Annotated in this window: 17 protein-coding genes and 2 pseudogenes; 17 read left to right on the top strand and 2 right to left on the bottom strand. The window is 52.8% G+C overall.

Annotated features, from left to right (window positions below):
* Positions 1-50: 50 nt before the first annotated feature.
* The 4 genes from AC0V60_RS10205 (at position 51) to AC0V60_RS10190 (ending at position 3,629) form a co-directional block, all read left to right on the top strand.
* Entirely contained in the window at positions 51-257 is a 207-nt protein-coding gene (locus AC0V60_RS10205) for a helix-turn-helix transcriptional regulator (RefSeq protein WP_486178358.1), read from the top strand.
* Entirely contained in the window at positions 257-1,684 is a 1,428-nt protein-coding gene (locus AC0V60_RS10200) for a reverse transcriptase domain-containing protein (protein WP_486178357.1), read from the top strand. Before AC0V60_RS10205 ends, AC0V60_RS10200 begins: the two co-directional genes overlap by 1 nt.
* A gap of 177 nt (positions 1,685-1,861) precedes the next feature.
* The gene (locus tag AC0V60_RS10195; protein WP_486178356.1) at positions 1,862-2,848 is read left to right on the top strand and encodes a hypothetical protein; all 987 of its coding nucleotides are present in this window, start codon (positions 1,862-1,864) and stop codon (positions 2,846-2,848) included.
* A 142-nt stretch (positions 2,849-2,990) separates the two neighbouring features.
* Positions 2,991-3,629 carry a recombinase family protein gene (locus AC0V60_RS10190; protein WP_486179482.1) on the top strand — a complete coding sequence of 213 codons (639 nt, stop codon included), beginning with the start codon at positions 2,991-2,993 and terminating at the stop codon, positions 3,627-3,629.
* Between the two features lie 6 nt (positions 3,630-3,635).
* Here AC0V60_RS10190 and AC0V60_RS10185 read toward each other — a convergent pair whose 3' ends face one another.
* Positions 3,636-3,998: a helix-turn-helix domain-containing protein gene (locus AC0V60_RS10185; protein WP_486178355.1), complete on the bottom strand. Its 363-nt coding sequence runs from the start codon at positions 3,996-3,998 to the stop codon at positions 3,636-3,638.
* A 115-nt stretch (positions 3,999-4,113) separates the two neighbouring features.
* On the opposite strand from AC0V60_RS10185, the gene AC0V60_RS10180 reads away from it, so the two are divergent.
* From AC0V60_RS10180 to AC0V60_RS10140, 9 genes and pseudogenes are all read left to right on the top strand, one after another.
* Positions 4,114-4,374, top strand: a complete 261-nt coding sequence (locus tag AC0V60_RS10180) for a hypothetical protein (RefSeq protein WP_486178354.1) — start codon at positions 4,114-4,116, stop codon at positions 4,372-4,374.
* Positions 4,375-4,462: 88 nt separating this feature from the next.
* Positions 4,463-4,951, top strand: coding sequence for a DUF488 domain-containing protein (locus AC0V60_RS10175; RefSeq protein WP_486178353.1), 489 nt, complete (start codon positions 4,463-4,465; stop codon positions 4,949-4,951).
* Between the two features lie 343 nt (positions 4,952-5,294).
* Positions 5,295-6,368, top strand: a complete 1,074-nt coding sequence (locus AC0V60_RS10170) for a DUF262 domain-containing protein (protein WP_486178352.1) — start codon at positions 5,295-5,297, stop codon at positions 6,366-6,368.
* On the top strand, positions 6,365-7,081 hold the full coding sequence (locus AC0V60_RS10165) for an MAE_28990/MAE_18760 family HEPN-like nuclease (RefSeq protein ID WP_486178351.1): 717 nt from the start codon (positions 6,365-6,367) through the stop codon (positions 7,079-7,081). The genes AC0V60_RS10170 and AC0V60_RS10165 overlap by 4 nt, the downstream gene beginning before the upstream one ends.
* Positions 7,078-8,130 carry a DNA cytosine methyltransferase gene (locus tag AC0V60_RS10160; protein WP_486178350.1) on the top strand — a complete coding sequence of 351 codons (1,053 nt, stop codon included), beginning with the start codon at positions 7,078-7,080 and terminating at the stop codon, positions 8,128-8,130. The genes AC0V60_RS10165 and AC0V60_RS10160 overlap by 4 nt, the downstream gene beginning before the upstream one ends.
* 660 nt (positions 8,131-8,790) lie before the next feature.
* Entirely contained in the window at positions 8,791-10,227 is a 1,437-nt protein-coding gene (locus tag AC0V60_RS10155; protein WP_486178349.1) for a hypothetical protein, read from the top strand.
* The gene (locus AC0V60_RS10150; RefSeq protein ID WP_486178348.1) at positions 10,224-10,943 is read left to right on the top strand and encodes a C1 family peptidase; all 720 of its coding nucleotides are present in this window, start codon (positions 10,224-10,226) and stop codon (positions 10,941-10,943) included. The genes AC0V60_RS10155 and AC0V60_RS10150 overlap by 4 nt, the downstream gene beginning before the upstream one ends.
* Positions 10,944-11,607: 664 nt before the next feature.
* Positions 11,608-11,913, top strand: a complete 306-nt coding sequence (locus AC0V60_RS10145) for a phage integrase central domain-containing protein (RefSeq protein WP_486178347.1) — start codon at positions 11,608-11,610, stop codon at positions 11,911-11,913.
* 65 nt (positions 11,914-11,978) lie between these two features.
* A pseudogene (locus tag AC0V60_RS10140) lies at positions 11,979-13,354 on the top strand (IS3 family transposase).
* Between the two features lie 78 nt (positions 13,355-13,432).
* Here AC0V60_RS10140 and AC0V60_RS10135 read toward each other — a convergent pair.
* A pseudogene (locus tag AC0V60_RS10135) lies at positions 13,433-13,929 on the bottom strand (IS5 family transposase); the annotation flags it as partial.
* 370 nt (positions 13,930-14,299) lie between these two features.
* Here AC0V60_RS10135 and AC0V60_RS10130 point away from each other — a divergent pair.
* The 4 genes from AC0V60_RS10130 to AC0V60_RS10115 are packed head-to-tail and all read left to right on the top strand — an operon-like array spanning position 14,300 to position 24,433.
* Positions 14,300-16,027 carry a hypothetical protein gene (locus AC0V60_RS10130; protein WP_486178346.1) on the top strand — a complete coding sequence of 576 codons (1,728 nt, stop codon included), beginning with the start codon at positions 14,300-14,302 and terminating at the stop codon, positions 16,025-16,027.
* Positions 16,024-16,155, top strand: coding sequence for a hypothetical protein (locus AC0V60_RS10125; protein WP_486178345.1), 132 nt, complete (start codon positions 16,024-16,026; stop codon positions 16,153-16,155). Before AC0V60_RS10130 ends, AC0V60_RS10125 begins: the two co-directional genes overlap by 4 nt.
* Before the next feature lie 2 nt (positions 16,156-16,157).
* The gene (locus tag AC0V60_RS10120; protein WP_486178344.1) at positions 16,158-20,951 is read left to right on the top strand and encodes an SdrD B-like domain-containing protein; all 4,794 of its coding nucleotides are present in this window, start codon (positions 16,158-16,160) and stop codon (positions 20,949-20,951) included.
* The gene (locus AC0V60_RS10115) at positions 20,951-24,433 is read left to right on the top strand and encodes a TonB-dependent receptor (protein WP_486178343.1); all 3,483 of its coding nucleotides are present in this window, start codon (positions 20,951-20,953) and stop codon (positions 24,431-24,433) included. Before AC0V60_RS10120 ends, AC0V60_RS10115 begins: the two co-directional genes overlap by 1 nt.
* The last annotated feature ends 87 nt before the right edge of the window (positions 24,434-24,520 follow it).

The raw sequence follows: 24,520 nt of genomic DNA, 5'->3' as shown, positions 1-24,520 counted from the left end.
AGCCCAGAGTGCAACTGCAATGATTGCAGCATTTCGTGGCACGTTAGCGCATGCCTTGCGGGGGCGATGTGATGGCCCGGAAGGTACATGGTCACATATCCGAAGCCGAACTTGCGCGAATGCTTGGGATGAGCGTTTGGGGCCTCCGTGCATGGAGGCGTCGCAACTACGGTCCAGCAGCTCGTAAGATCGGCAAGAGCGTCTTCTATAGAGAAGAGGCAGTGGCTGATTTCTTATCATCAGAAGGCAACGACTGATGGCGAAACCGAAAGCAAAAATGAGTGGCCTCATCGACCTCAATGAAGTGCGGGTCGCAGCTATGCTTTTGCTGGGTGTGCCTAAACTCTCGCACGGCATTGAAAACGAGATACGTGCAGCGGTCATACGTTATCGTAAGCTGCTGACCCGTTTGCGATCAGCCCACACTAGTGGCTCGCGAAAATCTCTGCGTCGGGCGATCTTCGAGTTGGAGAAGTCTGATAGCTCTCGTTTGATTGCTTTCATCCTAGCGAACGGCAAAGGCCGACCATGTCGAAAAATGTCGTGGGAGGGGCTGAAAACACAATCCCGCCGGATCAATCCCAGAAAGCCAAACGGTGAATATGTCTGGGCGAGTACACGCCATAAGCCAAAGGGCGGTTATCGTTCAACTTGCTCATTCGGTCGCGCCTCGCGTGGGACGCAGAAGATAATCGAACACATCATTCTCAGCACGGTTGGGCACAGCCGTTTTGAATACGCCCGCAAGGGGCGTGGTCGGGAAGCAGCGATCCGAGAAACGCTGCACAGCATAAAGATGAAAGGAGTAAGGTGGTTCGGGTTATTGGATGTAAAAGATTTCTTTCCATCAATCACCCGAGAGATGGTTCAAGAGGTGTTGGGCTTCCTTCCGAAGGCCTACGTCAACGTGAGCATCTTCATTCACAAAGACACAGAGATCAGACACAAACGTCTCTATAGGGACAACACAAACCATAGCTCAGAAGCCGCGATCCGGAATGGACTTCCGCAGGGTTCGCTTATTTCAGTCCTAGTCGCCAGTTTGGTGCTGGACAAACACCTCACCGCTCTCAACGCCCGCCATGCCATTAGTCATGTCGATGATATACTCATCGGGGCCAAGACGGAGCTGGAGGTCCAAGCGAAAATCGATGCCCTCGCCTCTTTATTGAAGGGGCACCATTCTGGATCGCTCTACTTGACCGGTCAGCCTCTTGAGATTGGCAATCACCGGATGAACTATCTTGGATATCGATTTCGTCCGCGCTCCGCCCAGTTTGGTGGATATGGACGTGCCATGTTCTCTGAGGAAGCTCGTCAGAGGTTTCTAAAACGTCTGGCAGCGAAGCTTTTGCTCATTCATTGGAAGCACCGATCCGATGTCATTGCTACAGAGTGCGCCCGATGGGTTCGATCCTTCCCAAGTTGGACAAATCGGATCGAGTGCGAAGACATCGCCGTTATAGATGTCGAACAGAACCTCCTGCCAATGCTGGACCTAACCAAGCAAATCCTGACCGCTTACCGCACGAGATGGACAGGTATAAACGAGATGAAAGAATTTATCGACCGAGCGGCACCAATGATCGCGGAAACAACCGGCAGAAACTTCACAAAAGGCGGTGATGTCGGACTGGAAAGACAAGACAAGCTCGCGAACTACATTTCTGATATCATACGCTAACGACAGCTGTGTCCCCGGCACCTCATGCGCTTGGGAAGTGTCAATTTTGGCATCGTCTTACTACTTAAAGGAGAAAGAGCCTAAAGCTCGGTCGACCGCATTTTGGGCGCTGATGTGTTGTTTGGTGTCAGTTCGCTTAGATCACATTCCAAAGTCTGCTAATTGAAGGGGGCGCACATGAAGGTCTACGTCGCGAACTTCGGTCGCGAAAATTATGCTTGGTCGGACTGTCTCGCTCGCAACGAGATAGCAACAATGCAAGACCTTCGGCTGCATGATTTTTGGCAGGCTGAGGACAGAGCAGGCTACATCGACTTCTGCGTTGAAAACCTGAAAACCGCCAAGGGCATCTCTCCGACGCGAGCTGTTGCTGGTCGGTGGTTCAATCTAGGCACGATAATTGCGGAAAGCAGTGGCGATATGTGGCTTCATCAGGATGGGGAACATTTATGGTGGACAATAACCACTGATGATCCGCCTATCATTACCGTTGGCCCTGATCACAAACCAAATCCAGATGGCCCTTCAGAGGTGTACTACTACCGCAAACCGGCGATGCCATGGTCAAACCTGAACCGGAATGGTGCGCCATTGAAATGGAAAGGACTGCATCCGAAAACACCAGATTTTCTGGTCACGGAGGCTACCCTGCAAGAGCTGAGTGAGGACTACGCTGCCTACGCCCGCGCTCTGATTGAGGGTGAGGACTTGAGCCTGTGGCATGAGAAGCCAGATTGGAGCGACAAAACCAAGGTTGGAGCGCGTAAACATCCTGTAACGACATTTAACGCGAGAGAGGTCGATTTCTTCGATCTGGCGAATAGAGCTTGGGAAACGTCACTCAGGTCCAATGGCCAGCGAGAAGAGCGGAAGGTCAAGAACAAGGAATTTGGTTTCGCCAATCGGGAGGAGTTGGCGACGTACATCGCAGCACTTTATGAAGCCCAAGAGGGCCTTTGTGCAATAACCGGGGTGCCCCTCCAGTTTCGTGGAGGGGACGATCACCAGCTTTGCTGTTCCCTTGATCGCAGAGACAGCGACGGCCACTACGAACCCGGCAATCTTCAGGTCGTCTGCAAATTCATAAATATGTGGAAGTCAAACCAAGACGACGGAGAGTTCCGCAGGCTCATAGAGTTGGTAAGGCGCACTTCTGGATTCTGAAGGATGAGGCCCCGTCGACCGTTCCCACTTGGCGCGGCCGGACCAATTGTGTTCCAAGCTAAGGGTATCGATTTGGGGTGTACGCCAGGCGGTTCAGAAGCCAAGATTTAACACACAAATCAACCAACACAGGTTATGAGCCATCCTAATCGGCTATTTAAGAGTTTCCACCGGGAAGCAGCAATTATCGGGATTGGGATTGGAGGCTCAACGAACTAGCATCGAGAACTATGCTTTGCAGATAGGGGGAACGGTCGATCAGTTCTTTGTCGAAACCGAGTCTGGCCGAAAGAAAGATAGGCCAGAGCTTCAAGCGGCGCTCGCTGCCTGCAAGCGCAACAAAGCGACGCTGATCATCGCAAAGCTTGATAGGTTGGCCCGTAACGTTGCGTTCGTGTCATCATTGATGGAGTCCGGCGTTGAGTTTGTAGCGGTCGATGCGCCCTATGCGAACAAGCTCATGCTGCACATCCTCTCTGCTTTCGCCGAACATGAGCGAGAGATGATCTCTGAACGCACCAAAGCCGCGCTCGCGGCAGCAAAAGAGCGCGGCGTTGTTCTTGGCTCTCACGGCAAGTTGCTTGCGAAACTAAATCGAGAAGCCGCCCTGAAACACGCTGAAGATGTTGCGCCGCATATCGAGGCTGCTCAAGCGACCGGATTGAAGACGCTGCAAAACATAGCGAGCTATCTCAACGAGAATGACGTTCAGACGGCCTCAGGAGGCCAATGGCACCCGATGACAGTGCGAAGGGTGGTAATGCGCCTGAAACGGCCCTGAGAGACCTCAGGAGCGTGATTGAAGGGATGCGTTCACAACGCCTTCGACAAAGACCAATTGCTCATCGGTCAGGCGGGAGAGCATTGCGGTCAGCCTCCTCAGCTCCGGGCGCTCTGTAGCGCCTGTTTGGATTTGGTCAGTGAAGAACGCCGCAGCGTCAATCTCTAGGGCGGTTGCTAATCGGTGGATTGTCGGGAAACGTGCGCCTGTCGAGCCGGTTTCAAGCCTAGAAATCATGTCTGGGCTGAGGTCAGCTTTGATCGCTAGTGCCTCTTGGGTAAGGCCAGCATGCCTCCTGTGCGCAGCCAGCAAATTCCCAAATCGATCCATCAGTTCCTGCATATGACCTCCGGCAACCGGATTGGTCACATCCGCACGGATGCGGCAGTGAAGCTATTTACGATTTTCGCCAAATCACGAAACCATTTGCAATCAATTGCAATACAAGTTCTACTTTTTCCTGAAACTAGTTCGGGGAAATGTGATGAGATTGATCGTTGGCTGTCTATGTTTGGCTCTGATCGGTTGTGGACCAAGCCTGCAAGAAATCGAAAACGAAGTCGCAGAGGAAGCTGCTCGGCAGTACCAGATTGTGAAGGCTAATGGCGGCACCCGCACTGATCTCTGTGTTCAGGCTGGGATCGTATCAGCAGCCTATTTGCAGGCAGAGAACTCCTCGAAGTACGAGCTATGGAAGATACGTGAGCGTACTGATTGCACGCTGGCGGGCATAGGTGTCCGCTAAGCAAATCGTTGATCCACAAGCGATTTAGGCTGCCCAGCAGGGTTCTCTGAAGTTAATCTTCATTACAACTAACGTATTGGAGTTACGCATGATTTGGACCATTGGATATTCTAATAGATCGCTGACAGAGTTCACTCGAGAGCTTGAACGGCGATCAATCACGCGCCTGATTGATATACGCTCCCGCCCATGGTCGCGAAACCCCAGCTTCAGCCGCAAAGCCATTGAGGTTTGGTCTGATCGGATCGGCATTCATTACGCACATGAGGGCGAAGCGCTTGGCGGCGATCAAGGCGATGATCGAGAATTGCCAGTAATTGCAAAAGCGGTCTCTGGGATCGCCGAAGCTGGCTCAAAAGAGAACGTGGCGATCATGTGCGCCGAGGGTGACCCGGCTCGCTGCCACAGAACTTGGGATGTGTCGGTCTGGCTTCTGCGATGGCATGAAATTGACCCAACCAGTATTTTGCGGGACGGAACCGAAGAGCGTGCAACCCAGAGCCTCCTCCGCGTTTTTAAGCGTGATTTGCCGGAGCATGCCTCCCAATACCTCAATAGCCAGCGCTCATTGTTTTAGTGCGGGTAATCAGCGATTCCTAAGGTCTAAACCAGAGCACCAAAACGACCAGTTATGGTTAAAATGGCTACACAACGGTTTTTGGAAAAAACCCAGAGTTCTGCGGAAAACTGGCAATCCAATTTACAAAAACTGCCGATACGTTTGACGGTCGGCCTCGGTTTCGGTGTTGATGTTGGACGAGTTTGACCTTGGTGGATTGCATGGAGTCAGACACCGCCATCAAGATAGCATTCTAAAATCCGGACAGATCGAAGATTGCGATCTTGTCAGCGGTTGTTAGAGCGGGAATGAATGTGCAATCGACGATGGCGGCGATGAGATGAGATCAAGAATAGACCAAGTGCAAATCGAAGAAGCTGAACAGCAAATCAGGGACTACGCTAAGACCGTCAAGTTCACTGTCACTGAGTATTCGTTCGAGTTCATCGTGGAGAAGCTTAAGTCAGAAAGGTACTACGTTCCAGAATATCAGAGAAAACTAATCTGGACACCGTTGAAACAATCAAAGTTCATAGAGTCCGTGATGATGGGGCTTCCGATTCCGTTCGTGTTCTTTTGGCAAGATCAAGAAGGCAAAATGGAAATTGTTGATGGCTCGCAGCGCCTGCGCACGATCCGAAATTTCATGGACGACGGCTTCGCACTAAAGAAGTTAGAAACGCTGCCTGCTGCTAATGGAATGAAGTTCTCAGACTTCCCAAGATCAAGGCAGCTCATATTTAGTGAGACGCCGATCCGCGCCATAATTCTGGATAACGCAACCGACGCAGTCACACGAACGGAAATGTTCGCTAGGATCAATACTGGGGGGACATCGGCTAACGATGCCGAGATTCGTCGCGGCAGCCTGCCGGGACCATTTATGGACTTGGTAATTGAGCTGTCGCAGCTTGAGGAGTTCGTTGCCCTAACTCCAGTCAGTTCAAAACTCGTGAACCTTCGCGAGCGAGAGGAGCTTGTAACTCGCTTCTTTGCCTACCTTTCGAATTATCGGGCCGGTCAAGGCGCTGAAGGCGCGGACATGCTGGGCTACCGAGAAGAACCTAGGCGGTTCTACTTTTCATTTGTGCAAACCATGAATGAGGAGTTGGCAGAAGATGGTGGAGACGAAAGATCAGCTGAAATGCGCGAGGAGTTTCTGCGGGTACTCGCATTTGTCAACAGCGCCAGTCCATTTGGTTTCACAAAGTCGCAGACCGGCAATCAGGTGCCACGGGTCAGATATGAGTCAATCGCTGTTGGCTCAGCGCTTGCCTTACGAGAAAGGCCTGAGATTGCGGACGAAGCTCCAAACATGACACCTTTGTTAGAGTCCGAAGAATTTGGAGTTGCGACAAAGTCTGACGCCGCAAACGTCAAAAGCAAGCTGCTGAACCGTATTGATGTCGTGCGAAGTTGGCTGCTCAATCAATGAACGATGTTCTAACCTATTTGGAAGAGCGCAAGCTTGAGTTCCAGCGGCACCAATCAATAGCTCAGATGCTATCGGACCGGGTCAATGATGCTCCGAACGATGGTGAACCACTTGTTGAAATCAGGCATATCAACACCCTCAAGTCAGGCCTTTTGATACACCTTTACAACATCGTGGAAGCCATCATGACCCGGACGCTGGCCCATATTGGCTCAGAGGCAGTGAATGAGCTTCCAAAAGATTGGAGAAAAGAGCTCCTTTCCGAATGGGTAAGGGCAGAGATTTGGTCGGGAGAGGACAGGATTGGACCCAAAGCCGTCGAACGCATGACAGAGATAGGAGGAGTACTTGCGTCTGGGAACAGCCCTGCCCCGTTTGCTCTTAAGGGAGAGCCCGGCAGTTGGACAGATGACGCAATCAAGAAGGTCGCTAGACGCCTCGGCTGTCGATTGAGCATGCCAAACTCAGTAAGCCGTGCCGCTTATGAGCGAAAGTATCGTGACGAAAAGACTGCGTTGCAGTTCCTTGCAAACCGTAGAAACGCAATCGCCCATGGGGAAAGCACATTTGAGGACGGCGCGAACGATTTAACTCTGGATGATTTGAACGATTTAGCCGCCAGAATTTTGCCTTACCTTGAAGCGGTCTGTAAGGCGTTCAAGGGATATATGGATCAGAAGCAATACCTAGCAAGACAAGGAGGAACAGCTTGATCGGTGCCTGCGACATTGTGGCTGTCGACTTGTTCTGTGGCGTTGGTGGACTAACACATGGTCTAAGCAATGCGGGCATTGACGTGCGGCTCGGCGTGGATTGCGACCCGGCCTGCCGTTTCCCTATGGAAAAGAACAATAATGCTCGTTTCATTGAAGCGGATGTTGCGAACATGTCCCCAAGCAAAATCAACGATGTCTTCGTAGACTCAAAGATATCTTTGCTGGCGGGATGTGCGCCATGCCAGCCGTTCTCAACCTATTCGCAATCTGCGAGACGCAAAAAGCGCCACGAGGATTGGGGTCTATTAACTGCATTCTCTGACTTAGTGGTACAAACTGAACCGACACTCGTAACAATGGAGAACGTCCCTCCTCTGCGTTCACAGACGATCTTTAAGGATTTTGTGACGAGTCTCCAAGACCTAGGATACTCTCTCGACTGGCGAGTGGTGGACGGCCGAACAATTGGATTGCCGCAGCGCAGACAACGGCTGGTGTTCGTCGCCTCCAAGCTCGGCCCCATAACATTGCCCGAGACTGACGAGCCTGAAGTCACTGTGAGGGACATAATTGCGGACTTACCTCCCATTAAGGCTGGCGAGACACATCCAGATGACTTGCTCCACTCTGCGTCGTCTCTTAGCCCGTTAAACATGGAACGCATTCGCGCTTCAGTTCCTGGGGGAACTTGGCGGGATTGGCCTGCGGATTTGGTGGCTGTGTGCCACTCTAAGAAGTCAGGAGCCACATACCCCTCGGTCTACGGTAGGATGGAATGGGATAAACCGGCCCCGACGATGACAACGCAGTGCTACGGTTTTGGAAATGGAAGGTTTGGTCACCCTGACCAAGATCGGGCAATCAGCCTTCGCGAAGCCGCTATGATTCAGAGCTTTCCAGAAGACTACGCATTCTTGCCCGAAAATGGCGAGGTTAACTTCAACATGCTTGGCCGCATGATTGGAAATGCTGTTCCAGTTCGGTTGGGTGAGTATATCGGGCAGGTACTAGTTAACCACGTGCAATCTTATGCCACGCCTTCCTGAATCGGCCCCTTAGACAGACAGCCACCTAAATCAGAAATCATCAGCGGGCTGTCATTTAGGTCAAAATGTCGCAATCATGGTTAAAATGGCTGCACAACGGATTTCGCCGAGAACGGCGGAAATCCGGGCCTAATCGCGTTTACCATCTGCAAAAACTGCGAGGTTCAGCGGGGACTTCATGCAATTTCGTGCACTGTAAACGATATCGAAAAACCGAATGGTCGATAGCCTTTGCGAAGCTAAGTTTAACATGTAAGCCGAGATTGGAATTGTACCACAATTGTGTTACACACGTGTGTTCCACATGATATGATGATTCTAGGAATATCAGGTACTTAGGGAATCAGAAATTGACGCACTTCCTTTCCTCTCGGGTGCGCCAATACAATGATTTCTTTAGCCGTTGCCACGAGCAATGAACTGCTCGGGCCAAGCACTAGATTCTAGGCGCAATCATTGGATTCACGTATTTTCGACACTTTAAAGACTTACGGAAAAAGTCTTTGCCCATAGCCAAATGTCGAAAGAAACTGCCCTAGTCCAGAAAGAGACTGAACGATCATCTTCTATTTATTCGCTCAGTTGCAGCTTTCATTCTGATTGCAATCTAAACCCTGCTCATTATAGTCAGTGGCGACTTATTCAATGGGGGGATTTATTATGAGACCGGGCACCTTATTTTTATTGCCAATTGCTTTGGGAACCTCTGGATGCGTGGCAAATCTAAAGGTGGCTAACTATGCAAATGGGCCCCAGACCGGCTTGGTGTACGCGCTGCCTATGGCGCAGTTTGCGGTCAAAATTCAGAGACGGATCTCCGAATGTAATGCCAGCAACATGAAGGTTGTTACGAAATTCGAAGTCACCAAAAAGTTAGTGGAAGACCCGGAACACTTATACGTCATTGACCCGAAATCGCTCTCCACATTCTTCAATTCATCTTCGGTAGAAGTGAAGTACCATGAAGACTCTCGCATTCTTAAGTCGCTGAATGCTACCGTAGAAGATAAAGCCGCTCCGGCTATTGTGAGTGCCATTAAGGTGGCAGGGATGGCGCTCGGGGTGCCCGCGCCTGCCGGAGGACGCGCTGTTACCTGCAATACTGCGAATGGCATTCCAACAAAAGTCTCGTATGCAAATGCGCAGTTGAAAGCGCTCAAAGCTCAGACAGTCGCGTTGGAAGCGCAGTCTGTAAAGCTGGCCGAGCTCGTAGCGCAGCATAAAATCGCATACCCAGGTAGTGATCCACTTTCCGATCCTACCATTTTGGCTGCACATCAAAAGCTCGTATCTATGAAGCAGACCATCGGTTCTCAACGAGCCGTCGTCACTGCTGCATTGAAGCCAATATCACACACCACCGAAGCTATTTCTTGGCCATTGAACGGCAACGATCTGGGCCGTAGCAAGGCATATGGACTCCCTCAAAAAGTCTTAGATGAATGGGTCGGTCGAGTTAGTGCTGGCCCTAACCAAAAGCGAGCATTTGAAGTCTTTTTCTCATTGAATTCAGACAGCCAATCGATTGGCAGACAAGGCACTGAAGGCGAAACAATCAAAGCGGCTGGTTCAGGGTTATTCTATAGGAATCCGATCAAGGGTAGTTTGATCTTTGAGACTCACAAAGACCCAAGAATCCCAGTTGGAAACGCTGGTCACGAGTTCAAGACACTAGACCGACATCGCGACACTGTTCCGCAACTGGGTTTTGTTGACAAGTTCGAGGTTTCAACCGGTGCTTTCGAAAGTGCTGAATTTGCTATCGAGTTCTCCAAGAATGGCTACCTGACCCGGGCTGGGTACAAATCCAAATCAGCTCCAAGTGAAGCACTTTCTTCCGTGGGTGATGCTCTCGCTACTCAACTCGCTGCATTGGACAAGATAAATGATGAGAAAGAGCAATCTGCGCTGGATGCAGAGAAAAAGAGGCTGGAGACGGAAGTCGCTATAGAGGAAGCGCAGAACAAGCTGAATCCCCCAAGCCCCGCAGAGAGCCAAGAGACAATTGACATGCTGAACGCAGACGTAGAGCTTTTGAAAGCAAGACTAGCCGAGGTTGAGGCCGAGAAAAGGATCTTAGAATTACTGGGTCAATGACATGGCAGGAGGCTAGTCAGTTCCCGCCCAAGGGGCGATTCCTTAAGCGGTTTGAGCCCGGTCAGTTCAAAGGACAAGGGCTCCCGTTTGTTCCCGAATCTGGAGCCGCTGGCCATGTAGATTTGAGAGACCGAAATTTAGTCTCACCTGTTCGGCAGCAATTACCATGCACGGCTTCCTGCACGTCATTTGGCTTCGCATCGCTGATAGAAAACCATCATCTGCGAAAGGATGGATCGACTTATGAGGTAGCCGCCGGCTGGATTCATTCTTGCAAGGCGGGCCTTAATTGTGATCAGGGAATGGACCCTAGCATTCTGGCCGGATTGATCGGCCAATCTGAAGTCCCATCAGCTAGTTCTGGTCCGTTTCCGTGGCCCAAAGACGCATGCACGGTCGATACTACGATAGCGGTGCCGCAATTTAAGCCTGTGTCCGGGGTTTTTCAGTTCAAGCATGCCTTGTTCTATGGGTCAGTGGTTGCAGCCGCCATGCTGGTTGACGATAGGTTCGAGGACTGGGACGGAGTGGGTATCTATTCGGTAGAGACCTCTGAGGCAGCGTATGATCATGTTGTTACGATAGTAGGCTATGACGACAGGCATAAGTACTGGATATGCAAAAACAGCCTGGGTCCAGATTGGGGGGACCACGGGTATTTCCTCGCCTCCTTCGACAGCGCTGGAATAGCCGTGTATTCCGCATACACCGTTTGACGCGTACTCAAATGGCTAGTTTGATGACGGTCAAAAGTAGGAGTGCTCCTCTGAGCCTTTAGGCACATTTTTCGGTACATCAGCTGGTACACAAATCGACAGCGATTAACGGTGTACAAGTAATTTCAATGAGTTAAGATCTGTACGACGACTGAACTACTCTTCTTCCATCTCCGTCATTTCTCGCGCAAGAGTGGAACGAGTGCTTACGAGATCAACTTTACCACATTGTTCCACACGGTGTGACACACCTACTGAGCATCCCGGAATGAAAAGCATTAAAAACAGAAGGTTAGGAGTCCCTTGGGAGAGAGGTATCAAATCCCTGTCTCTCCGCCACCTATACCATTCCAAGATGTCCAACGAAGTCCCTGAAAGCCTCAGAATTCTGGGCTTTTTGGGTCTTGCATTGGAATCTATTGTTCTTATTATGTTCTCATCAGTCTCACTGTTTCTTTGATTCATTGTGGGAGCAATTGTGGGAGCGGACAGATGATGGATGGTCATGGGAAAGCTTACCGCACTGCAAATTCGCAGTTTGAAGACACTTGGAAGATACGGCGACGGGGACGGTCTCACCCTGGTTTTGAAGGATCCTCGCAAGGGCTATTGGGTCCTAAGGGCCACCATTTAAGGACGAAGACGCGACATCGGGCTTGCGTCGTTGTTGTTAATCTCTCTCGAAGAAGCGCGCGATACGGCGATTGATCTACGCCGCGATATCCAATGCGGGCTTGATCCGATTGCTGAACGGGAGAAGGCCGAGCGGGTTGTGCCGATCTTCGCCGAGGCTGCGCGAAAAGTTCATGGCGAGCAAAAGGCTGGCTGGAAGAACGGCAAGCATCAAGATCAGTGGATCACAACACTAGAGAAATACGCATTCCCCAAATTGGGCAAAAGGTTGGTCAATGATATCGAAGGCCTAATCATCCGTGAATGCCTGTTACCTGTTCCCCGTCAGCGTTCATGAGACAGATTGAGGTAGTTGGATAGAGGAGTGTTTTGGTCTCATCGTAGTGACTGTAAGGAACGAAGATGAGATCAAAACGAGCAAATTCCAAAGCACCTGCTGAGCGGGTGGTGAAGGATATCAGGCGCAAAACGCGGCGTCAGTTTTCAGCGGAAGAGAAGATACGGATCGTGCTTGAGGGCCTGCGCGGCGATGACAGTATTGCCGAGCTGTGTCGCAAGGAGGGCATAGCCCAGAGCCTGTATTACACCTGGTCGAAGGAGTTCATGGAGGCAGGCAAGCGCAGGCTTGCTGGCGATACTTCGCGTGCGGCGACCACTGACGAGGTGAAGGACCTGCGCCGGGAAGCGCGTGATCTGAAGGAGGTTGTGGCTGAGCAGACGCTGGAGTTGCGTCTGCTCAAAAAAAGCATAATCGGGGATGGGGGAGACGAAGAATGAGATACCCCGCCTCTGAGAAGCTGGAGATCATCAGGCTGGTCGAGCGATCCCATCTACCAGTGAAGAAGACACTGGACATGCTGGGCGTTGCCCGTCCTACCTTCTATCGTTGGTACGACCTCTATCAGCGCTTCGGTGAAGCGGCGTTGGAGGATCAAAAGCCCGGACCACAGCGCGCATGGAACCGTGTCCCTGAGACCATCCAGCAGCAGATCGTCGATATGGCGTTGGAGTACAGCGAGCTATCGCCCAGAGAGCTGGCGGTGCGCTTCACCGACGAGAAGCGCTACTTTGTGTCTGAAGCCACGGTTTACCGGCTGCTTAAGGCGCACGATCTGATCACCAGCCCTGCCTTATACCGTGATCAAGGCTGCTGATCAGTTCCACACCCAGACAACACGTCCGAACGAGATGTGGCAGACAGACTTTACCCCGGCCTTCGCCGGGGCAGGCCAAGCTTCAAGATCATCGGATGGGGTTGGATGTATCTATCGACCGTGCTGGATGATTACTCGCGCTACATCATCGCCTGGAGGCTATGCACGACCATGAAGGCCGAAGACGTCACCGAGACGTTGGATATGGCTCTGCAAGCATCGGGCTGCGACCACGCCCACGTCAAGCACAGGCCAAGACTGCTATCCGACAATGGGCCGAGCTACATTGCTGAAGAACTAGCCGACTATCTCGGCAAGAACGGCATGGATCATGTGCGTGGTGCGCCGTTCCACCCGCAGACCCAGGGCAAGATCGAACGCTGGCACCAGACACTCAAGAACCGTGTTCTACTGGAGAACTACTTCCTGCCCGGCGATCTGGAATGTCAGATCAAGGCCTTCGTCGAGCATTACAACCATCAGCGCTACCATGAGAGCCTCGACAACGTCACACCTGCCGACGCCTACTTCGGCAGGGCCGCAACCATCATCCAACGAAGAGAAAGGATCAAACGACAGACGTTAAAACATCGGCGCTTGCTTCACCGAAAGCTAGCCGCCTAAAACACATCAACCAGATGAGACCAAACACTCGCTAAGCCAAAACCCAAGCGTGTCTCAATTTATCTGACGACGGACAGCCGTATGATCCGAAGCTTCACCGCCGCTTAAGAGGAAGCCAAGAGGCATTCCTTGATTGTCACACCGGGCGTGGGTTTTGCTCGTAAAACCGCGTCTCCTTTAGGGTGATCCCCCGGATCACCCGTCGTCCACGCCGTGATCGACCAAAAGCTTGCTTATAAGTCCCCCTTTTGCGCCCGCAGCCTGTGAGTGACCCCGGACACTGGTGCTGTCGATCATGTGCTGCCAGTCGTCGGTTAGCCCCAGATCGACCAGTGTTTGCAATAGAGCATCCCATACGCCTTGCTCAGCCCATCGCCGGAAGCGGACATAAACAGAGTTCCACTTGCCATAGCGCTCATGCATATCGCGCCACGGGCAACCGACGCGCAGCACGTACAGCATGCCATTGAGAAAGCGTCTGTTATCCTCTGCCGGTCGCGCCCAGCGCCCCCCTCAGGTGGCAACAGCGGACCAATCAGCGCCCACTCTTCCTCCGTCAAATCACCGCGCGCCATTACTGCCCTCGCAAAAGGCAGCCTTGAATCAATGAATGACCCGTTTGGGAATCCCCAACGCGCTTTTGTCAACAGGACCTAAGGCACCCGGCTACAAATGAGCCCCATCGCCAGCGAGGGATATTTTGGCAGCCTATCCTTCCCCTTGGGGTGGTAAATTGGCTGAAATACTTCTGCCGCGGGGAGAAAAGAACGACATCTAAATGGTTTGTAAAAAGATGAAAATTCCCCCGATCTGCGTGGAAAGTTATCATTTCGCTAACCACTTTCTGCGAACTCTCCGAAGTGAAGCCAGCATGGGGTAAGCGTGACCACCCCAAAGAGGCAGGGCCAGCTTGGTTTCCCAAGCAAAAGTTGAGAGTGCAGAAACATGTTAAGTGATTGGATGGCGCTGGGGCGAGTGTCCCGCTTCAATGCGCGGTTGTTAACGATCTCCTTGGTGCTTGGCGCCTCCATGTCCGTTGGGGTTAAGCCAGTCGCTGCTCAAACGACTATCGGCCCGCCGGTCGGCGATCTTGGCGTGTGTGTGATAGACACCAATGCGCCAAATCTAGTCACCGTATCACAAAACGGGACCTTCGGTTTCGGCACTGGTGCTGGCCAGACGGCCAATCAGCTCGGAGGGGCGGATAGCTTCTTCCCGGTTGTTTCGTATGGGCCCAATTCCCCGCCTGACCTAAACAGCGCATTCACGACTGAAACCGTGTTCAGCACTTTTGGTGTTTGGCACACGGGGCTCCGCGGATCGACCACGCTGGCTCCCAATGACTTTTTTATGGTTATCAATGCAGGCAACACAGCTGGTGCGACACTTTGGGGCAGCAACCTGCTGAATTACGGGGTAAACGATGAGTTTGTGTCTGTTTCTGCCGATGTAACGAATATGGGTGTCGACAGGTTTACTTTCTTAGCTCCGCCAAACATTGACGTTTTGGTAGATCGTGTTGGAGTAGATGATGACGGTGATGGGACGGTTGATGAGGCTGGAGATGGCGAAATCTTGTCGTCATCTGGTTTTATTCAAGCAACTTCGCAACCGACTTGGACAACTTATGTGTCTTCTTTTGCTACGTTGGGTTCCACTCAGGCCCGAGTTTTTCTGCGAAGCAATGTAAATGAAACCAGCGGCAATGACATAGGCTTGGACACGATCATTGTTCGCACCTGTGCGCCGCTTCCTCCTGTTGCTGAAAATGATGCGCAGAGTTTTACAGTCGGCAGCTCAAATGTGGTGATTAATCCTCTCGCTAATGATACCGACGAAGGTTCAGGTGTTGATCCCTCAAGTGTACAGCTAACCCTCACTGGCGCGCCTTCTAATTCTATCCTATCTAGTGATGGCTTGACCTTGACGGTTCCTGGCCAGGGCGTCTGGTCTGTGCAGCCTTCTGGCCAAATCATATTTACGCCCGAGACTGACTTTTTGGGTGATCCTAGCCCGGTGTCCTACACTGTCGATGACAATGTCGGTAATACCTCTAATGAGGCGACCATTACGCTCACTGGAGACCCTGCGGCAGATCTGCAAACCGAGAAAACGCGCGCGTCTGGAACGCCCGCGAATGTTTCTGTCGGTGACACAGTTACGTTTAGCATTAGCGTTACGAATAACGGGCCGGACGCTGCGTCAAATGTGGTTTTGACAGACACTCTTCCTTCCGGACTCATTGCGTCAGGTAGCAACGGCAGTGTTTCTTCTGGAAACTACGATGAAACATCAGGTGTTTGGACCATTAGCTCACTGCCTGTTGATCAGACTGAAGTCCTCACTCTTCAAGGCACTGTGGATAGTGGTCAGTCGGGGGAGGTGATTACAAACACGGTGGATCCTGCAACTAGTGATGAATTGGACCCGATTGCCGACAATGATGTGCTTTCCGCTTCTGTCTCTGTAAATGCCGAGGCAGACCTATCGGTTACGAAGACCAACACGCCAGGCGTGAATGGCGAGGTTGATCAGCCTGACGATACGCTCGTCTCGGGATCTGTGACGACCTACGTGATCACGGTAACGAACAACGGTCCGGACGAGGTAACTGGGGCTCTCGTTAGAGATATACCAACTAGCAGTCTGACTTGTCAGGGGGAGACCCCGTGAGCATCACGGGTGACGGTGTGCCTTCTGGTAGTTTCACTATCGGTATGCTGACCGGTGCGGGCATCACTCTTGGTACAATTCCAAATGGCGGCAGCACGGTTCTGTCGTTCTCATGCACGGTAGATTAGATATGGGAAACAGAACTCTTAGCTCCAAGCGGTTTGTGATCCGCAGCAAGTCTATGCTTGCCAGCGCGCTTCCATTTATTGCCTTGGCCATGCATAGCAACGCCGCAGCGCAAGACGCAGTTAACGTCGCTACTGTAACTGCGCCAAGCGGTGTTTCAGACCCGTCGTCGGCCAATAATTCGGCTACGGATAGCGATACAGTTTTCGCCTCTATTGTGGCGGATGCTGATAGCGTTGCAGGCGTCAACGGAGCTGCTGGGCAGGCCGGTGTGCTTGATGTTCTTGATGGGGACACTTTGAACGGTGCGCCTGCGACCCTGGATGATGTGGACATCAGCGTGGTCACCCCGGCTGATCCGATCAATGGCGGTCCCGTGCCGACCCTTGATCCAGCGACAGGGCTGATCGATGTTCCAGCAGGCACACCTGCTGGCACGTACACCATCACCTATGAGATCTGCGAAGAGCTCAATCCAACGAACTGCTCACAAAACACAGCCAGCATCACTGTTGAAGCCGCCTCTATTGCGGCGGATGCTGATAGCGTTGCAGGCGTCAACGGAGCTGCTGGGCAGGCCGGTGTGCTTGATGTTCTTGATGGGGACACTTTGAACGGTGCGCCTGCGACCCTGGATGATGTGGACATCAGCGTGGTCACCCCGGCTGATCCGATCAATGGCGGCCCCGTGCCGACCCTTGATCCAGCGACAGGGCTGATCGATGTTCCGGCAGGCACACCTGCTGGCACGTACACCATCACCTATGAGATCTGCGAAGAGCTCAATCCAACGAACTGCTCACAAAACACAGCCAGCATCACTGTTGAAGCCGCCTCTATTGCGGCGGATGCTGATAGCGTTGCAGGCGTCAACGGAGCTGCTGGGCAGGCCGGTGTGCTTGATGTTCTTGATGGGGACACTTTGAACGGTGCGCCTGCGACCCTGGATGATGTGGACATCAGCGTGGTCACCCCGGCTGATCCGATCAATGGCGGCCCCGTGCCGACCCTTGATCCAGCGACAGGGCTGATCGATGTTCCGGCAGGCACACCTGCTGGCACGTACACCATCACCTATGAGATCTGCGAAGAGCTCAATCCAACGAACTGCTCACAAAACACAGCCAGCATCACTGTTGAAGCCGCCTCTATTGCGGCGGATGCTGATAGCGTTGCAGGCGTCAACGGAGCTGCTGGGCAGGCCGGTGTGCTTGATGTTCTTGATGGGGACACTTTGAACGGTGCGCCTGCGACCCTGGATGATGTGGACATCAGCGTGGTCACCCCGGCTGATCCGATCAATGGCGGCCCCGTGCCGACCCTTGATCCAGCGACAGGGCTGATCGATGTTCCGGCAGGCACACCTGCTGGCACGTACACCATCACCTATGAGATCTGCGAAGAGCTCAATCCAACGAACTGCTCACAAAACACAGCCAGCATCACTGTTGAAGCCGCCTCTATTGCGGCGGATGCTGATAGCGTTGCAGGCGTCAACGGAGCTGCTGGGCAGGCCGGTGCGCTTGATGTTCTTGATGGGGACACTTTGAACGGTGCGCCTGCGACCCTGGATGATGTGGACATCAGCGTGGTCACCCCGGCTGATCCGATCAATGGCGGCCCCGTGCCGACCCTTGATCCAGCGACAGGGCTGATCGATGTTCCAGCAGGCACACCTGCTGGCACGTACACCATCACCTATGAGATCTGCGAAGAGCTCAACCCAACGAACTGCTCACAAAACACAGCCAGCATCACTGTTGAAGCCGCCTCTATTGCGGCGGATGCTGATAGCGTTGCAGGCGTCAACGGAGCTGCTGGGCAGGCCGGTGTGCTTGATGTTCTTGATGGGGACACTTTGAACGGTGCGCCTGCGACCCTGGATGATGTGGACATCAGCGTGGTCACCCCGGCTGATCCGATCAATGGCGGCCCCGTGCCGACCCTTGATCCAGCGACAGGGCTGATCGATGTTCCAGCAGGCACACCTGCTGGCACGTACACCATCACCTATGAGATCTGCGAAGAGCTCAATCCAACGAACTGCTCACAAAACACAGCCAGCATCACTGTTGAAGCCGCCTCTATTGCGGCGGATGCTGATAGCGTTGCAGGCGTCAACGGAGCTGCTGGGCAGGCCGGTGTGCTTGATGTTCTTGATGGGGACACTTTGAACGGTGCGCCTGCGACCCTGGATGATGTGGACATCAGCGTGGTCACCCCGGCTGATCCGATCAATGGCGGCCCCGTGCCGACCCTTGATCCAGCGACAGGGCTGATCGATGTTCCAGCAGGCACACCTGCTGGCACGTACACCATCACCTATGAGATCTGCGAAGAGCTCAACCCAACGAACTGCTCACAAAACACAGCCAGCATCACTGTTGAAGCCGCCTCTATTGCGGCGGATGCTGATAGCGTTGCAGGCGTCAACGGAGCTGCTGGGCAGGCCGGTGTGCTTGATGTTCTTGATGGGGACACTTTGAACGGTGCGCCTGCGACCCTGGATGATGTGGACATCAGCGTGGTCACCCCGGCTGATCCGATCAATGGCGGCCCCGTGCCGACCCTTGATCCAGCGACAGGGCTGATCGATGTTCCAGCAGGCACACCTGCTGGCACGTACACCATCACCTATGAGATCTGCGAAGAGCTCAATCCAACGAACTGCTCACAAAACACAGCCAGCATCACTGTTGAAGCCGCCTCTATTGCGGCGGATGCTGATAGCGTTGCAGGCGTCAACGGAGCTGCTGGGCAGGCCGGTGTGCTTGATGTTGTTGATGGGGACACTTTGAACGGTGCGCCTGCGACCCTGGATGATGTGGACATCAGCGTAGTCACCCCGGCTGATCCGATCAATGGCGGCCCCGTGCCGACCCTTGATCCAGCGACAGGGCTGATCGATGTTCCAGCAGGCACACCTGCTGGCACGTACACTATCACCTATGAGATCTGCGAAGAGCTCAATCCAACGAATTGCGCTACCAGCACGGTCACTATAAGTGTCGAACCACCCGAGATTGTCGCAAGTTCAGATGACCCTGAACCGATAGCTGCGGGAACAGAAAACCCTAATGTAACAAACGTTCTAGCCAACGACACTCTCAATGGCATTCCAATCAATCCGGAAGAGGTAACTTTAACGGTTCTTACGAGTGCTGGTGACCCTGGTATTGTGTTGGACGTTGCCAGTGGCAACGTGTCGGTAGGACCGGACGTCCCTCCAGGCGAATATCTAATCGAATACGAAGTCTGCGAGGTCCTCAACCCAACGAACTGCGCTACGAATACTGTCACCATCGTTATCGATCCTGCAATCAGCGCAGTTGAAGGGACAGTTTTCCTAGATGTCGATGGCGATGGCGCGTTTAGTGATGGTGATGAGCCTCGCGGAGGCTGGATCGTAGAGGTGCTGCTTGGGGAAGAAATTGTCGCCACCACGATAACCGATGCTGAGGGGGCGTATCGATTTGAAGAATTGCTCAGTGGACCAGGATATACAATCCGATTCCGCAATCCAGAGAACAACGTTGTTTACGGTCAAATTGAGAACCTTGACCTAGGATCGAACACTACAGTTCTCGACCAGAACTTACCAATCGACCCTTCAGGCGTGGTCTACAACAGCGTCACACGCGATCCTGTAGATGGAGCGGTTGTCAGCCTGCTCGGACCAAATGGCCTCGAGCTGCCCGATGTATGCTTCCTCGATCCAAGCCAGCAGACGCAGACAACCGGTGGGAGTGGCGAGTATCGATTCGATATAATACCTGGGGCCTCATCTCAATGCCCAGGTACAGAGACAGTTTACACGATCTTTGTGGCGCCGCCGACAGACTTCAGTTTTGTCTCGACAGTTCTGCCGCCCCAAGGCGACGCGCTTGACCCAACTGGTCTTCCAGCACCTGTTCTCGTCTCAAACTCACCCACTGCACCAACGGAAGGTGACCCAACATACTTCCTGACATTTGAGCTGGAATCTGGAGACCCGGACATAATCTACAATCACATCCCGCTTGACCCGTTCCTTTCGCGCGATCCTTTAACAGTCACGAAAACAAGTACCGAACGTGATGTAAGTACCGGCGACCTTGTTCCTTATGAGATCGTGGTGCGTAACGCGGAAAGTGTTCAACGAGCCGGTGTGACGATAGTCGACCTTCTTCCCCCTGGCCTAAAGTTTATCGAAGGATCTGCGCGTGTTAATGGGATTCTACAAGCGCCGATCACCACTAATTCAAACCGGCAACTTGAGTGGCGTGACCAGATCATTCCAGCCGCTGGTTCGGTGAGTTACAGCCTTGTCGTAACCGTCGGCGCCGGTGTCACGAGTGGCACCAGGACGAACACTGGTTTCGCGCTAGATGGACCGAGTAATACGCCAATCTCAAATCGTGGCACCGCGACAGTTCGAATTGTCCCAAGCACTGTGTTCGATTGTTCGGAACTGCTTGGGAAGGTTTTCGAAGACCGGAACCGCAACGGATACCAAGACGAAGGTGAGCCTGGTGTTCCAGGCGTGCGTCTCGCGACTGTCAATGGCCTTCTGGTTACGACAGATGAGTTCGGTCGCTATCACATCGCTTGCGCCGCCGTACCAGATGCTCGCATCGGATCGAACTTTGTTCTCAAGGTCGATGAACGCACCCTCCCACTTGGCTGGGCTACAACTACCGAGAACCCACGTTCTATCCGCCTTACCCGCGGTAAATTTGGGGAGCTCAACTTTGGAGTAGCGCCAACTGAATACAGGGGAACCAGACTAAACGACGGTGATCAAGGAGGGGAAGACTGATGACAAACTCACAGTTCAAACGCACCATGCCATTGTTCACTAGTGCTGCGAGTGTCGCGCTTGCTATTAGCGCAAGCCCCACTTTTGCGAACACCCAAGCTGGGCAAGAAGCCGGTCAGCCAACTGCCTCCACAGCAAACGCAAATGAGTTTGGTGAAGATGGATACGAGATCCGTTTTCGCGCTGATACGCTCGTGCTCACTCCGGTTATAAGCGTTGGCATCGTCGACCGCGTCCGAACTGCGCTCCGCGGTGAACCCGTCGCTTTTCAGACTTACACCAATTATCCGGCGTTCATTGAGCGCGGAGAAATCCGCATCTTTCCAGCAGGTGCGTCACCAGATAGTGAACCGTTAGCCAGCGTCACAGTCGACGAAAATGGCTTTGCCAGTTGGACAGCTGACAATGCTATGCCGGATGCGCTTTATTTTGTTTTTCGCGTATACAGCGAGGATGGCAAATTTGATGAGAGCGCAGCTCACGAACTCACGCTTCTAAGCGAGGAATTTGATTACGGAACCGCGCCCAATCGGCTCGAATTCGGTCAAGTTGATGAGGCTGTGCGTCGCAATATTGAGCTTGAAGGGTTGATGGCCACGGTCAGCGGTAAGGCTGACGCCGGAAGCGAGCGCGTATTCGTATCAGGACGAGCGGTCCCTATCTCAAATGATGGCGTTTTCGTGGATCAACAGATAGTTTCGCGAGAAGATGGCGAAATGGTCGTTTCTATCCGCCGTGATGGAGAGGAAGTACGAAGAGCCGCGCAGAGCTTCGCTGTTCCTAAGAATGACTGGTTCGTAGTTGGGCAAGGTGAGATCACACTCGGCGAAAGCTTCGGTAGCGGTCCTTCTCGCGAAGTTTCGGGTGATGCACTTGCTGATGGAAGCTATGCGATCGGGCGTGGCGCGTTCTACGCCAAAGGTGTAATTGGTGATGACTGGCGCATCACGTCGTCACTTGATACCGGCGAGGAACTGCTTGAAGACCTATTCAGCAACCTTGACCGCAGGGACCCTAGTCAATTGCTACGCCGTCTAAATAGCGAGCAGTTCTACCCCACATATGGAGACGACTCAACTTTGGTCGAAGACGCTCCAACTCAGGGACGCTTTTATCTGCGTGTGCAAAAAGATCAGTCTCAACTTGTGATCGGGAACTTTACAACAAGCATTAACGGGGCTGAGCTTGCTCAGCTCGACCGTGGACTGTTTGGCGCGTTGATTGATTTGAACAGCAACGCGGTTACCGATTTCGGCGAGCGAAAACTACAGATAACAGGCTTTGCCTCAGACCCAGGAACAGTTCCGGCTCGCGAAGAATTCCGCGGCACGGGTGGGTCCCTGTATTTCCTCCAGCGCCAGGATGTGTCAATTGGCTCTGAGCGAGTTCGTATCGAAGTGAGGGATCGTGAAACCGGCATTGTGCTCGAATCCCGCGATCTATTTCCGCAACAGGATTATGACTTCGATCCGCTACAAGGCAGGCTTACACTTCTCACCCCACTAGCATCAACCGCTGCAAGCAGCGGGGTGGTCCGTGAAGGCAGCTCAACCGGTAACGTACCGGTTTTGGTTGTTCGCTACGAGTTTACGCCGACTGTTGGTAGTCTTGAAGGCTACACTCTAGGCGGTCGTGCCTCAGGTTGGCTGAGTGACTTCGTAAGATTGGGTGTCACCGCTCAACGCGACACTGTCGAGGAAGCCGCGCAGACCGTTTTAGGTGCGGACGTTTTGGTTCGCGCAACTGCAGGGACCTATTTTAAAGCCGAGCTCGCCCAGAGTGACGGACCTGGTTTTGGCCAAGCGAACTCTGTCGATGGCGGCTTGTCATTCACTGATATTGCGACACCGGGTATCGCTGGCGTGGAAGCACAGGCGTGGCGTGCCGAGGCCGCGATAAATATAAATGAACTTCAAGGCAAAAGTGGTGAAGGCCCAGTTTTCGGGGGATACTTTGAGAACCAGGATGCAGGCTTTTCCTCTGCGGGCCGATTAACCCCATCACAAACCGAGCGATGGGGGGTGACAGGTGATATCCCGTTTGCAACTGGCCGAATCTCTGCAGGGTTTGAATCGCTCAGCACTGGCAACGCGGGGGAAAGTCAAACTGGTACGATCGACCTTCAGAATGCCTTTGCCTTGGGAACGGGTGCGCTTACCACCACGGTCGGTCTGCGCTATGAAGATCGTGTTCCAGGCCAGTTGTTCAACAGCGTTCAAGATGGTCGTCGGACCGATGCGGCACTGCAAGTCGAGTATTCGCCTGGTCAAAATAACTGGAAAGCCTATAGTTTCGGCCAAATAACCCTAGATCGAGATGATGCACGCCAAAGGAACAACCGAGCTGGTGTTGGCGTCAATGCACAACTTACTGAGCGCCTTTCTATCGCCAGCGAGGTATCTGGTGGAGATGGAGGCCTTGGCGCTGACTTGCAGTTTAACAGACGCCTCGGCGAGGGATCAGAAGCGTATGTAGGCTATAGTCTATTCGCTGATCGAACTGATACCGGCCTCGATAGCCAAAACATCTTCACACGATCGAACCGCAGTTCGTTAGTTCTTGGAGCACGTCAGCGCTTCTCTGATGCACTGTCTGTCTACGGTGAAAACAGAGTCGGAATCGGCGGCACAGCCCCCGCTTTGTCACGCAGCTTTGGCTTAACATTCGATCCAATTGAGCATCTCAGTCTCACTGGTAGTTTCGAGCGCGGACAGATTGATGATGCCACAACTGGCCTCTTTCAAAGAACCGCAGCAACATTCGGAATTGGCTACACAAAGGAAGACGTGCGTCTCGGGTCTTCATTGGAATTGCGGCGCGAAACCAGCCCCGGAGGCCTGGATCAGACAGTCTGGCTACTGCGCAATGACGTAAACGTTGCAGTTAATCCTGATTGGCGTTTTGTAGGTCGTTTTAACTTGGCGGATGCCGACAACAGCAGTGTGTCGATTTCTGCAGCTGAGTTTACGGAAGTTGTAGCCGGATTTGCATATCGTCCAGTCAATAATGAGAAGCTCAACGCCCTTGCTCGGTTTACATACTTTGAAGATTTAGGTCCAGTAGGACAATTTACCGGTTCTGGCCAAGTCGAAAGCCCCAGGCAGGTGAGTCATATCGGCCTGTTAGATGTCAATTACGATGTCACTCCAAAATTAACCTTAGGTGGACGTTACGGCTACAGAACTGGTCGGGTGTCTTTGGGCCGAGAGAGCGACGAATTTGTTAGCTCAACCGCCCACCTTGCCGTGCTGCGAGGGGATTATAACGTTGTCAGCAAATGGGATATACTGATTGAAGGGCGTGCCTTATGGACGACTGCGGCAGATGATTTGCGTTTAGGCGCACTTGGAGCAGTCTACCGACATGTAGGGGAAAACGTTAAGCTTGGAGTTGGCTATTCATTATCGGACTTTTCCGATGATCTCACTGACCAGAGTTTTTCCAGTCACGGCCCATTTATCAACTTTCTGGGACAGTTTTGATGGCTCTAGAGAAGTCAGCCAGCGGGCTGCCTCTTTTCCTACGGTGGAAGCTAGAGTTCTGCTGCTGCCGGCAGCTCAGCTGACACA

It is taken from the genome of Erythrobacter sp. S259 (assembly GCF_057364965.1).
This window is presented reverse-complemented; position numbering and strand designations above follow the sequence as displayed.

Coding starts and splice junctions, on each gene's coding strand:
- AC0V60_RS10205 (WP_486178358.1), top strand. CDS start 51: ATGCCTTGCGGGGGCGATGTGATGGCCCGGAAGGTACATGGTCACATA.
- AC0V60_RS10200 (WP_486178357.1), top strand. CDS start 257: ATGGCGAAACCGAAAGCAAAAATGAGTGGCCTCATCGACCTCAATGAA.
- AC0V60_RS10195 (WP_486178356.1), top strand. CDS start 1,862: ATGAAGGTCTACGTCGCGAACTTCGGTCGCGAAAATTATGCTTGGTCG.
- AC0V60_RS10180 (WP_486178354.1), top strand. CDS start 4,114: ATGAGATTGATCGTTGGCTGTCTATGTTTGGCTCTGATCGGTTGTGGA.
- AC0V60_RS10175 (WP_486178353.1), top strand. CDS start 4,463: ATGATTTGGACCATTGGATATTCTAATAGATCGCTGACAGAGTTCACT.
- AC0V60_RS10165 (WP_486178351.1), top strand. CDS start 6,365: ATGAACGATGTTCTAACCTATTTGGAAGAGCGCAAGCTTGAGTTCCAG.
- AC0V60_RS10155 (WP_486178349.1), top strand. CDS start 8,791: ATGAGACCGGGCACCTTATTTTTATTGCCAATTGCTTTGGGAACCTCT.
- AC0V60_RS10150 (WP_486178348.1), top strand. CDS start 10,224: ATGACATGGCAGGAGGCTAGTCAGTTCCCGCCCAAGGGGCGATTCCTT.
- AC0V60_RS10130 (WP_486178346.1), top strand. CDS start 14,300: ATGTTAAGTGATTGGATGGCGCTGGGGCGAGTGTCCCGCTTCAATGCG.
- AC0V60_RS10120 (WP_486178344.1), top strand. CDS start 16,158: ATGGGAAACAGAACTCTTAGCTCCAAGCGGTTTGTGATCCGCAGCAAG.
- AC0V60_RS10115 (WP_486178343.1), top strand. CDS start 20,951: ATGACAAACTCACAGTTCAAACGCACCATGCCATTGTTCACTAGTGCT.